Annotated in this window: 12 protein-coding genes; 6 read left to right on the forward strand and 6 right to left on the reverse strand. The window is 65.1% G+C overall.

The window, feature by feature from the left end; translation table 11 throughout:
- Positions 1–164 precede the first annotated feature (164 nt).
- The 4 genes from IVA96_RS09450 (at position 165) to dapE (ending at position 4,275) form a co-directional block, all read left to right on the forward strand.
- The gene (locus IVA96_RS09450; RefSeq protein WP_247417059.1) at positions 165–1,151 is read left to right on the forward strand and encodes a DUF1036 domain-containing protein; all 987 of its coding nucleotides are present in this window, start codon (positions 165–167) and stop codon (positions 1,149–1,151) included.
- A 194-nt stretch (positions 1,152–1,345) separates the two neighbouring features.
- Positions 1,346–2,035 carry a pyrimidine 5'-nucleotidase gene (locus IVA96_RS09455; RefSeq protein ID WP_247276432.1) on the forward strand — a complete coding sequence of 230 codons (690 nt, stop codon included), beginning with the start codon at positions 1,346–1,348 and terminating at the stop codon, positions 2,033–2,035.
- A 217-nt stretch (positions 2,036–2,252) separates the two neighbouring features.
- Positions 2,253–3,098 carry a 2,3,4,5-tetrahydropyridine-2,6-dicarboxylate N-succinyltransferase gene (gene dapD, locus IVA96_RS09460; protein WP_247276431.1) on the forward strand — a complete coding sequence of 282 codons (846 nt, stop codon included), beginning with the start codon at positions 2,253–2,255 and terminating at the stop codon, positions 3,096–3,098.
- A gap of 10 nt (positions 3,099–3,108) precedes the next feature.
- Positions 3,109–4,275 carry a succinyl-diaminopimelate desuccinylase gene (dapE, locus tag IVA96_RS09465; RefSeq protein WP_247276430.1) on the forward strand — a complete coding sequence of 389 codons (1,167 nt, stop codon included), beginning with the start codon at positions 3,109–3,111 and terminating at the stop codon, positions 4,273–4,275.
- A gap of 239 nt (positions 4,276–4,514) precedes the next feature.
- Here dapE and truA read toward each other — a convergent pair whose 3' ends face one another.
- The 3 genes from truA to def all read right to left on the reverse strand — a co-directional run bounded on the left by truA (position 4,515) and on the right by def (position 7,026).
- The gene (gene truA, locus IVA96_RS09470; protein ID WP_247417061.1) at positions 4,515–5,252 is read right to left on the reverse strand and encodes a tRNA pseudouridine(38-40) synthase TruA; all 738 of its coding nucleotides are present in this window, start codon (positions 5,250–5,252) and stop codon (positions 4,515–4,517) included.
- 119 nt (positions 5,253–5,371) lie between these two features.
- The gene (gene fmt, locus IVA96_RS09475) at positions 5,372–6,307 is read right to left on the reverse strand and encodes a methionyl-tRNA formyltransferase (protein WP_247416917.1); all 936 of its coding nucleotides are present in this window, start codon (positions 6,305–6,307) and stop codon (positions 5,372–5,374) included.
- Between the two features lie 194 nt (positions 6,308–6,501).
- Positions 6,502–7,026 carry a peptide deformylase gene (gene def / locus IVA96_RS09480; protein ID WP_247276428.1) on the reverse strand — a complete coding sequence of 175 codons (525 nt, stop codon included), beginning with the start codon at positions 7,024–7,026 and terminating at the stop codon, positions 6,502–6,504.
- A gap of 171 nt (positions 7,027–7,197) precedes the next feature.
- Between def and rmuC the strand changes: the two genes are divergently transcribed.
- Complete coding sequence (rmuC, locus tag IVA96_RS09485; protein ID WP_247276427.1) at positions 7,198–8,397, forward strand: DNA recombination protein RmuC; 1,200 nt, start codon at positions 7,198–7,200, stop codon at positions 8,395–8,397.
- A 190-nt stretch (positions 8,398–8,587) separates the two neighbouring features.
- The gene (locus tag IVA96_RS09490; protein WP_247276426.1) at positions 8,588–9,943 is read left to right on the forward strand and encodes an MFS transporter; all 1,356 of its coding nucleotides are present in this window, start codon (positions 8,588–8,590) and stop codon (positions 9,941–9,943) included.
- A 145-nt stretch (positions 9,944–10,088) separates the two neighbouring features.
- Here IVA96_RS09490 and IVA96_RS09495 read toward each other — a convergent pair whose 3' ends face one another.
- Genes IVA96_RS09495 through IVA96_RS09505 form a run of 3 tightly spaced genes read right to left on the reverse strand, consistent with a single transcriptional unit; the run spans position 10,089 to position 11,475 of the window.
- The gene (locus tag IVA96_RS09495) at positions 10,089–10,523 is read right to left on the reverse strand and encodes a hypothetical protein (protein WP_247276425.1); all 435 of its coding nucleotides are present in this window, start codon (positions 10,521–10,523) and stop codon (positions 10,089–10,091) included.
- A 27-nt stretch (positions 10,524–10,550) separates the two neighbouring features.
- Positions 10,551–11,153: a recombination mediator RecR gene (gene recR / locus IVA96_RS09500; RefSeq protein ID WP_247276424.1), complete on the reverse strand. Its 603-nt coding sequence runs from the start codon at positions 11,151–11,153 to the stop codon at positions 10,551–10,553.
- Position 11,154: 1 nt separating this feature from the next.
- Positions 11,155–11,475, reverse strand: coding sequence for a YbaB/EbfC family nucleoid-associated protein (locus IVA96_RS09505; protein WP_247276423.1), 321 nt, complete (start codon positions 11,473–11,475; stop codon positions 11,155–11,157).
- Positions 11,476–11,482: the final 7 nt, after the last annotated feature.

Raw genomic sequence — 11,482 nt, forward strand, 5'->3', positions numbered from 1 at the left:
TTCGGCGAGGCGAAGGCCCGGCCATCCACGGCTCTCGCATTGCTCGGTCATTCCGGAGCGCCCGAAGGGCGAATCCGGAATCTCGAGATTCCGGGTTCGATGCTTCGCGTCGCCCCGGAATGACTGGATCGCAGCACCGCCGCTCGCCCCTCGCCCGCTTCCTGATGACGCTGCCTGCTGCAGCCGCCTCGTTCTTCTTCTCCTCCGCGCCGGCCTTTGCGGACCTCAAGATCTGCAACCGCATGTCCTATGTCGTCGAGGCCGCGATCGGCATCGACGACAAGGCGGCGACCGCGACGCGGGGCTGGTTCAGGATCGATCCCGCCACCTGCCGCGTGGTGGTGCAGGGCATGCTGACCGCCGACCGCATCCTGCTCAATGCGCGCGCGCTCGGTGTCTATGGCGCCTCGCCGATTCCGCAGAACGGCCGCGACATGCTGTGCGTGGCGCAGGACAATTTCGTCATCGCGGCGGCGCGGCAGTGCCGCAGCGGCCAGACCCAGGCCGCGTTCACGCAGGTGACACCGACGCAAGGCGCGGACGGCAACCTCATTGCCTATCTCGCCGAGGATTCCGAATATGACGACGAGCAGGCGCGCCTCGCCGGCATCCAGCGGCTGCTGGTGATCGCGGGCTACGACGTCGGCGCGATCGACGGCGTCGATGGGCCGAAGACGCAGGCCGCGCTGGCTGCCTTTTTGAAGGGCCGGAGGCTGTCCTCCGACGTCGTGTCGTCGCCGAATGTCTTCAAGAGCATGGTCGATGCGGTGCAGACGCCGTCGGCGACCGGCCTCACCTGGTGCAACGACACGCCGCACAAGGTGATGGCGGCGGTCGCGACCGACGACGGCAAGTCGGTGACGAGCCGCGGCTGGTATCGCATCGATCCAAAGACATGCCTGCATCCTGATGTGACCGGCCAGCCCAGGCAGATCTTCAGCTTCGCGGAAGCGGTCGATGCCGACAACCGCGTCATCAAGCTGAAGGACCGGCCGCTGAACTGGGGCGGCGACAAGCAGCTCTGCACGCGCGAGACCAAATTCGAGACGAGCGAGCAGACCGATTGCGGCGCGCGCGGATTTGCGGCAACGGGGTTTGGGGCGGTGGATGTGTCGAGCGGCGGCAAGACGCTGCGGTTTGCGACGCCGTGAGGAAATGGCGTGATGACGCTACATAGACCGGTGTCGTCCTGGCAAAAGCCAGGACCGATTAACCAAGGATTGCGTTTGGAAGAACGACAACCAGAATGCCCCGATCGATGCGCCGCGGAGTAGGGGTCCTGACTTTCGCCAGCACGACAATTGAGGGCCGGGCGGCTGCGCGCGCAACAGATAGAGAATCCTTGATGAAATCCCCCCGCACCTTCGCCCACATCGACACCTGGGTGTTCGATCTCGACAACACGCTCTATCCGCATCACGTCAATCTGTGGCAGCAGGTCGATGCGCGGATCGGTGAGTTCGTGTCGAGCTGGTTGAACGTGACCCCGGAGGAAGCGCGCAAGATTCAGAAGGATTATTACCTGCGCTTCGGCACCACCATGCGCGGCATGATGACCCTGCACGGCGTCTCCGCCGACGACTACCTTGCCTACGTCCACAAGATCGACCACTCGCCGCTGGAGCCGAACCCGGCGCTCGGTGCAGCCATCGCTGGACTGCCGGGCCGCAAGCTGATCCTGACCAACGGCTCGGTCGACCATGTCGATGCGGTGCTGGCGCGGCTCGGCTTCGCCTCGCATTTCGACGGCGTGTTCGACATCATCGCCGCCGAGTTCGAGCCCAAGCCGGCGCCGCAGACCTACCGCAAATTCCTCAGTCAGCACGCCGTCGATCCGACCCGCGCCGCTATGTTCGAGGATCTCGCCCGCAACCTCGCCGTCCCGCACCAGCTCGGCATGACCACGGTGCTCGTGGTGCCCGACGGCGCGAAAGAGGTGGTGCGCGAGGACTGGGAGCTGGAGGGCCGCGACGCCGCTCATGTCGATCACGTCGCGGATGATTTGGCGGGGTTCTTGGCCAAGCTGTCACGGTAGGCCTTATCGCTCAACCATGCATCGTCATTCCGGGGCGCCCGAAGGGCGAACCCGGAATCTCGAGATTCCGGGTTCGATGCTTCGCATCGCCCCGGAATGACGGTGGAGATACCCGGGGCAAGCCCGATAGCGACGAATGTGCGCTTGACTTGACCTTTCCAAATCCCGAAAAAGCGCCCCAATCCATCAAAATTCCCGTTTCCTTGAGGAAATCCCGATGTCCCTTGCAGCCCTCGAATCCACCATCAACAGCGCCTTCGACGCGCGCGAGACCATCTCGACCACGAGTAAGGGCGAGGTGCGCGAGGCCGTGGACCAGGCGCTGGAAATCCTGGACAAGGGCGAGGCGCGCGTTGCCGAGCGCGGCAGCGACGGCAAGTGGAAGGTCAACCAATGGCTGAAGAAGGCCGTGCTGCTCTCCTTCCGCCTGAACGACATGGACGTCATTCCCGGCGGATCGGGCAAGGCGACCTGGTGGGACAAGGTGCCCTCGAAGTTCGAAGGCTGGGGCGAGAACCGCTTTCGCGATGCCGGTTTCCGTGCCGTCCCCGGCTCCATCGTGCGCCGCTCGGCCTTTATCGCCAAGAACGTCGTGCTGATGCCGTCCTTCGTCAACCTCGGCGCTTATGTCGATGAGAGCACCATGGTCGACACTTGGGCCACCGTCGGCTCCTGCGCCCAGATCGGCAAGCGCGTGCACATCTCCGGCGGCGCCGGCATCGGCGGCGTGCTCGAGCCGCTCCAGGCCGAGCCCGTGATCATCGAGGACGACTGTTTCATCGGCGCGCGCAGCGAGGTCGCCGAAGGCGTGATCGTGCGCAAGGGCGCGGTGCTGGCGATGGGCGTGTTCCTGGGCGCCTCCACCAAGATCGTCGACCGCGAGACCGGCGAAATCTTCATGGGCGAAGTGCCCGAATATTCCGTGGTGGTGCCGGGCGCGCTGCCCGGCAAGCCCCTGAAGAACGGCCAGCCCGGTCCGAGCACCGCCTGCGCCGTCATTGTCAAGCGCGTCGACGAGCGCACGCGGTCGAAGACGAGCATCAACGAGCTGCTGCGGGATTGATCCGACGCGCATGACCGATGCTCTCTCCATCGCCCGCGATCTCATCCGCTGCCCCTCGGTAACCCCGGCCGATGCCGGTGCGCTTGGGGTGCTTGAAAAAGCCCTGACCGCAGCAGGCTTCACCTGTCATCGCGTGACGTTCAGCGAACCCGGCACCGCCGACATCGACAATCTCTATGCGCGGATCGGCAGCGAGGGCCCGCACATCACCTTTGCCGGCCACACCGACGTGGTGCCGCCCGGTGACGAGAGCGCCTGGAGCGTCGGCGCGTTCTCGGGCGAGGTCCGGGATGGCGTCCTGCACGGCCGCGGCGCGGTCGACATGAAGGGCGGCATCGCCTGCTCGGTGGCGGCGGTGCTGGAGCATCTCGCCGCCAATGAGGGCAAGCCGCGCAAGGACGGCAAGGGCTCGATCTCTTTCCTGATCACCGGCGACGAGGAAGACGTTTCGATCAACGGCACGGTCAAGCTGCTGAAATGGGCCGCCGAGCGCGGCGAAAAGTTCGACCATTGCGTGCTGGGCGAGCCCTCCAACGTCGAGACGCTCGGCGACACCATCAAGGTCGGCCGCCGCGGTTCGCAATCCGGCACGCTTCATGTCGACGGCGTGCAGGGCCATGTCGCCTATCCACATCGCGCCTCCAACCCCGTGCCTGATATTGCGCGGCTGATCGTGGCGATCTCCGACGAGCCGCTCGACCATGGCAGCGCCCAGTTCCAGGCCTCCAATCTCGAATTCACCTCGGTGGACGTCGGCAACAAGGCCAGCAACGTCATCCCCGGCGAGGCCCGCGCGAAATTCAACATCCGCTACAACGACAACCACACGCAAGCCAGCCTGCGCGAATTGGTCGAGGCGCGCCTCGCCAAAGCCTGCGGCAACCGCATCCGCGCCCGCATCGTCTGGGATCACTCGAACTCCAACGTGTTCGTGACCAAGCCCGGCCCGTTCACCGATCTTGCAGTGTCCGCGATCGAAGAGGTGACGGGCCGCAAGCCGGAGCTGTCGACCTCGGGCGGCACGTCGGACGCGCGCTTCATCTCCAGCTACTGCCCGGTGATCGAGTTCGGCCTGGTCGGCCAGACCATGCACCAGATCGACGAGCGGGTGCCCGTGGCGGATCTAGAGAAGCTGACGCGGGTGTATCGGGGGATTTTGGCAAGGTATTTTGCTTGAGGCACTGTTGCCTCCACAAACAGAGCTGTCATCGCCCGACTTGATCGGGCGATCCAGTATTCCAGAGACAGCAGTATTGAACCGGGAGGCCGCGGCGTACGAGATGCCCCGGTCCCGGCGCCGCCAAGGCTACGCCGGGGCCACAAGGGTGCTCGGCCACCGAAGCTTTTGCGAAGGCGGCAAGCCGGGGCATGACAGCGCTGATGTAGCGAGAGCGCACCCTGCGCCCTCCGCGCATCTCAATAATCCACCTTCACCAGATACAGCCCCTGCGGCGGGGCGACGATGCCGCAGGCGGCGCGGCTGCGGGCGGCGAGTGCGGCCGACAGATCATCGGCCGTCCAGCGTCCCTCGCCGACCCAGACCAGCGATCCCACCATCGAGCGCACCTGGCTGTGCAGGAACGAGCGCGCAGAGGTGACAATGGTGATCTCGCGGCCGTCGCGTATCACGTCGAGCTGATCGAGCGTCTTCTCCGGCGACTTGGCCTGGCACTCGGTATCGCGGAACGTCGTGAAGTCGTGCTTGCCGAGCAGACGCTGGGCTGCTGCATGCATCGCGTTACTGTCGAGCCGGCGCGGCACGCGCCAGGCGCGACCGACGTCGATGGCGAGATTGGCGCGGGTGTTGATGATGCGGTAGCGGTAGTGGCGCTTGATGGCCGAGAAGCGCGCCTCGAAGGTCTCGGGGACGATCTCGGCCTCGAGCACCGCGACCGGATGGGGGCGCAAATGCGCGTTGAGCCCGTCGCGAAAACGATCCGGCGCAAATTGCTTGCCGATGTCGACATGCGCGACCTGGCCAAGCGCGTGCACGCTGGCATCGGTGCGGCCAGCGCCATGCACCCGCGCGTCCGCGCCGGTCATCGCCTTCACCGCGGCCTCTAGCGCGCCCTGCACCGAGGGCAGCGTCTCCTGCACTTGCCAGCCGAAGAACGGCGCGCCGTCATATTCGATGGTGAGCTTGTAACGGGGCATCGTGTCCAGTTTCACCGTCATTGCCCGCGAAGGCGGGCAATCCAGTACTCCGCAGCCGATCAGATCAACCGAGAAGCCTCGGCGTACTGGATACCCCGCCTTCGCGGGGTATGACAGTGTCAGCTGAATTTCGCGCCCGCCCTCACAGGCACGCCGCGCAGAAAGTCCGCGGCCCGCATCCTGGCCTTGCCTTCGCGCTGCAGCTCGAGGATGCGGACGGCACCCTCGCCGCAGGCGATGGTGAGGTGGTCGTCGAGCACCTCGCCCGGCGCACCTGAGCCGTTCGCCAATTCACATCGCAGGATCTTGACGCGCGCATTTTCGCTGACGTCCACAAGCTCGGTCCAGGCGCCGGGAAACGGCGACAGGCCATGGATGTGGCGCAGCACCGCGCGTGCGGGTTTCGTCCAGTCGATCCGCGCCTCGGCCTTGTCGATCTTGGCGGCATAGGTGACACCGTCCTCGCTCTGCTTTTTGAGCTGGAGCCCGCCGCGTGCGAGCGCCGCCATCGCGCGCACCATCAAATCGGCACCTAACCGGGACAGGCGATCGTGCAGATCGGCCGCGGTCATGCTGTCGGTGATCGCGATGCGCTCGGCCATGGCGACGTCGCCGGTATCCAGGCCGACATCCATCTTCATCACCATCACGCCGCTTTCGGCATCGCCTGCCATGATGGCGCGGTTGATCGGCGCGGCGCCGCGCCAGCGCGGCAAGAGCGAAGCGTGCAGATTGTAGCAGCCGAGCTTCGGCGCATCGAGGATCGCCTGCGGCAGGATCATGCCATAGGCGACGACGACGGCGGCATCGGCATCGAAGGCGCGAAACTCGTCGAGTGCTTCCGGCGTCTTCAACGTCTTCGGCGTCAGCACGTGGACGCCGAGTTTTCGCGCCGCTTCTTCAACCGGAGTGGGCTGCAATTGCAGGCCGCGCCGTCCGCCCGGCTTCGGCGCGCGGGTGTAGACGGCGGCGATCTCGTGGCCATGCGCGACCAGCTCGAGCAGCGTCGGCACGGAGAAATCGGGCGTGCCCATGAAGATCAGGCGGAGGGGCATCAACAGACTCGCTGCGTTCCCTCCCCCTTGGGGAGGGCTAGGGAGGGGGTGCCACACGACCGCTCTAGCGGCGTGAGCGCGGGCGCTTTGTTGCTCGCGCTCCGCAAATCAGGAGCGCCTTTTGCTGGGCTGCCCCCTCCCCTGCCCTCCCCCCAAGGCGAGGGAGCAGACTGAGCGTGAGGCAACACTAAACTCTACCCCGCCCGCTTGGCGGCCTTCTCGAACTTCTTCATCACGCGGTCGCGCTTGAGCTTCGACAGGTAGTCGACGAACAAGACGCCGTTGAGATGATCGATCTCGTGCTGGATGCAGGTGGCATAGAGGCCTTCGGCATCCTCCTCGTGCAGCTTGCCGTCGAGATCGGTGAAGCGCACGCGCACCTTCGCCGGGCGCTCGACCTCCTCGTAATATTCGGGGATCGAGAGGCAGCCTTCCTCGTACACTGAAAGTTCCTCTGAGGAGGAGAGAATCTCCGGATTGATGAAGACGCGCGGCTCGTGCCTGGTCTCGCCGTCCTCGTCCCGCTTGGCGAGGTCCATGGTGATCAGCCGCAGCGGCTGCGCGACCTGGATCGCGGCGAGGCCAATGCCAGGCGCGTCGTACATGGTCTCGAACATGTCGTCGGCAAGCTTGCGGATCTCCGGCGTGACCTTCTCGATCGGCTTGGAGACCAGACGCAGCTGCTTGTCGGGCAGGATGATGATTTCTCGTAGGGCCATGGCCGCGATTTAAGCCGCGTGTCGGGTGCGGTCAATCCGGCGCGGAACTCCGTTAACCCTTCGCTAACCATAAAACTTCAGATTTCGTTAACCATAAGAATCAACGGGACTTTGGCCATAAACGTTCGCTATTCGTTCGTGGAGCCCGGCGAATCGGCTAGAAGGGTCGGCATGAACGAGATCATCTTCGTGCTCGGCGACTGGCCGGTGCGCACCATCGACGCGCTGATCGGCTTCGGCGCCCTCGTCCTCATCCTGCTGGTGGTGATTGCCGGGGTGATCGCGCGCTCCGGGCGGCGCGGCGCGGAACTCGCGATGGCCAATGCCATCCGTGCCGACGAGCTCGAGGAGCGCCTGAGCGAGGTGCTGCGGGCCCAGAGCGAGGCTTCGGGCCGGGTCGACGCCATGACCCAGGCGCTGGCCGGCCGCCAGGCCGAGATGGCACGGGCGGTCAACGAGCGGCTGGATTCGGTGACGCATCGCGTCGGCCAGTCCATGGAACACTCCACCCGCAACACCATGGAGAGCCTGCGCGCGCTGCATGAGCGGCTCGGTATCATCGACAGCGCGCACAAGAACCTCTCCGACCTCACCACCCAGGTGACGACCCTGCGCGACGTGCTCGCTAACAAGCAGTCGCGCGGCGCCTTTGGCCAGGCGCGGATGGAGGCGATTGTCCAGGACGGTCTTCCAAAAGGGTCCTACGAGTTCCAGTTCACGCTCTCGACCGGCAAGCGGCCCGATTGCGTCGTGTTCCTGCCCGACCAGCGCCCGCTCTGCATCGATGCAAAATTTCCGCTGGAGGCGGTGACGGCCCTGCACGATGCCCGTACGGACGAAGAGCGGCGGATTGCCACGCAGCGGTTACGCGGCGACGTGATGAAGCACGTCAGCGACATCGCCGAAAAATACCTCGTTGCCGGCGAGACCCAGGAGATGGCGCTGATGTTCGTGCCGTCGGAATCGGTCTATGCCGAGATCCATGACGGCTTTGACGACGTGATCCAGAAAGCGTACCGCGCTCGCGTGGTGCTGGTGTCGCCGTCGCTTTTGATGCTCGCGATCCAGGTGATGCAGCAGATCATGAAGGACGCGCGCATGCGCGACGCCGCCGACCAGATCCGCACGGAGGTTATCAAGCTCGGCGACGATCTGGGCCGTCTGCGCGACCGGGTGCTGAAGCTGCAAAAGCATTTCTCCGACGTCAACGAGGACGTCCGCCAGGTTCTGATCTCCGCCGACAAGATCGAGAAGCGCGCCGGACGTATCGAGGAACTCGATTTCAGCAAGAGCGATGCGGCCGATGCCCCGCGGCTGGTCGCGACGGGCGCGGGTGAGTTGTTCCCGAGGAAGCTGCAGGCAGGGGAGTGAGATTAAGGTACACGGTCATGCCCCGCGCAGGCGGGGCCTCCAGTACGCCGCGGCGATCGTGGTTGAGCCGAGGCGCTGGTGATTACTGGATCGTCCGCCTTCGCGGACGATGACAGCGAGGGATGGAGAGAGCTTCCGCCCACCGAGCTCCGCCAGAGTCTTTTCGGCCAGAATCTGCTAACACCTGCGCATGACCGCACCCGACGCGACCTCCTCCGCCGGCGCTGCCGCCTCCTGGCGTGACAGCCTTGCCGTGTACCTGCAACCGCGGGTGCTGATCGTGCTGTTCCTCGGCTTCTCATCCGGCCTGCCGCTGGCGCTGTCGGGCTCGACGCTGCTGGTGTGGATGCGCGAGGCCGGAGTCGATCTCAAGACCATCGGGCTGTTTGCGCTGGTCGGCACGCCCTACACGCTGAAATTCTTGTGGGCGCCATTGGTGGATGCGATGCATGTGCCGCTGTTCACCCGCGCCTTCGGGCGGCGGCGTGGCTGGCTCTTGTTCTCGCAGATGCTGCTGATCATCGCCATCCTGCTGCTGGCGCTCACCGATCCCGCGCGCTCGCCGTTCTACGTCGCGCTCGGCGCGCTGCTGGTCGCAACCATGTCCTCGACCCAGGACATCGTGGTCGATGCCTTCCGCGTCGAGAGCTTGCCCGAGAGCGAGCAGGCGGCCGGCATGGCCGCTTATGTCGCGGCCTATCGCATCGGCATGCTGGTCTCGACCGCGGGCGCGCTGTTCATCGTCTCCGGCTTCGAGGGCACCGGCATTAGCCGGCAATCGGCCTGGATGTGGGGCTATGTGGTGATGGCGGCGATGGTGCTGATCGGGACCATCACGGCGCTCCTCGCAACCGAGCCCGAGCAATCGGTGCGGGCGGAAGCTGCGACAAAGGCCGAGACCGCGTTCGCGCGCGTGCTGCGCGCCGCAATCGGGGCGTTCTCGGAATTCCTGTCGCGGAAAGACGCGCTCGCCGCGCTCGCCTTCGTCGTTCTCTTCAAGTTCACCGACGCGTTCTCCGGCACGATGACCGCGCCGTTCGTGATCGACCTCGGCTTTTCCCGCAACGATTATGCGGCGATCGTGAAGGGTGTCGGGCTCGCCGCGACGTTGCTCGGCGGCTTTGCCGGCGGTTTTGTCGCGCGGCGTTATTCGCTCGCGACCAGCCTGTGGATCGGCGGCGTGGTGCAGGCACTCGCCAACCTTTCGTTCTCCTGGCTGGCGTTCGTCGGCACCAGCCAATGGGCGCTCGCCTTCGCCATCACGGCTGAGAACTTCACCAGCGCCATCGGCACCGTGATCTTCGTCGCCTATCTCTCCGCCCTGTGCAAGAACCCGTTGCACACGGCGACGCAATACGCGCTGCTCACCGCGCTCGCGGCGGTGGGGCGAACGTATCTCTCCTCGGGTGCCGGCTTCGTGGCTGATACGACCGGCTGGGCGCTGTTCTTCGTGATCTGCGTGCTGGTGGCGATCCCGAGCCTGGTACTGCTGGCCTGGCTCCAGAAGCGCGGCCATTTCAAGACGCTGGGGCCAGTCAGGGTTTAGGACTCACGTCTCGCCTTCCTCATTGCGAGGAGCTCTTGCGACGAAGCAATCCAGACCGTTTCCGCGGAAGAATTTCTGGATTGCTTCGCTTCGCTCGCAATGACGGCGGAGAAAGCCGCGGCAAGGGGCCAATCGCGAACCATTCCTACTGCTTCTTGACCAAACTCCACTTGGTGATCACGGCCTCGCTCATCTGGCCGGCATCGCTGGCGCAGGCGATCTCGTCGACCTTGACCGAGATTTCCTTGCCGACGAACGATTTCAGCTGCGCGGCCTGCGCGTCGCTGGAGGTGACGAGCTGGAAGGTTTCGGGGCCCGTCTCGAGATTGCACAGCCCGTTCGGCGGCGGCAGGCGGCGCGGCTCGGAGGTGATCTGGTAGGTCGCAACGCGCTTGCCGTTCTTGACGTCGCGCACCTTCATCGCATTCAACTCGCCGGAGAGCACGTCGCCGGTGTTGATCGGCTTGCCGGGCTTGGACGGCGGCAGCGCCTCGTCGCCCTGCTGCGCGGATATGGCCGGGCTCACCAGCATCATCATCGTCGCAACCAAAGCCGATCGTGTGGCGAAAGGTTTCGTCATGTCGTCCGTTCCGTAAATTCTGGATGGCTAGAACAGAGTACGCTGCCGCATCGCAGCCGATAGCGTACCTTCATCGAGATAATCAAGCTCGCCGCCGACAGGAACTCCATGGGCGAGCCGCGTCACCTTCACATTGGCGTCCTGGAGCAGGTCGGTGATGTAGTGCGCCGTGGTCTGGCCGTCCACAGTTGCATTAAGCGCCAGAATGATCTCGTGCACCTGCGAATCATGCGCGCGCGCCACCAACGCGTCGATGGTGAGGTCCTGCGGGCCGACGCCGTCGAGCGGCGACAATGTCGCGCCGAGCACATGATAACGCCCCTGGGTGGCATTGGCCCGCTCCAGCGCCCAGAGGTCGGCGACGTCGGCCACGACGACGATGATGGAGGGATCGCGCTTCGGATCGATGCAAACGGTGCAGGGATTTTGCGTATCGATGTTGCCGCAGGTCTTGCAGACCTCGACCTTGTCGAGCGCGACCTGGAGGGCCGACGAAAGCGGCATCATCAGCGCTTCGCGCTTCTTGATCAGATGCAGCGCCGCGCGTCGCGCCGAGCGCGGGCCGAGGCCCGGCAGCCGCGCGAGGAGCTGGACCAGCCGCTCGATCTCGGGACCTGCAACGGCGCCCATATTACTGGCCGAACAACCCCGGCGGCAGGCCGAGCCCGCCGGTGAGGGCCTGCATCTTCTCCTGCATCGCAGTCTCCGCCTTGCGGCGGGCATCGCCGAAGGCGGTGACGAGGAGGTCTTCCAGCACCTCGCGCTCGTCCGCCTTCATCAGCGCAGGGTCGATCTTGACGGCCTTGACGTCCATCTTCGCAGTCATGCGCACGGCGACGAGGCCGCCGCCAGAGATGCCTTCGACTTCCACGTTGGCGAGTTGGTCCTGCATCTCCTGCATCTTGGATTGCAGCTGCGCCGCCTGCTTCATCATGCCGAGAAAATCAGCCATCGGTGCT

This window comes from Bradyrhizobium sp. 159 (genome assembly GCF_023073795.1).
In the GTDB taxonomy this organism is placed as follows: domain Bacteria; phylum Pseudomonadota; class Alphaproteobacteria; order Rhizobiales; family Xanthobacteraceae; genus Bradyrhizobium.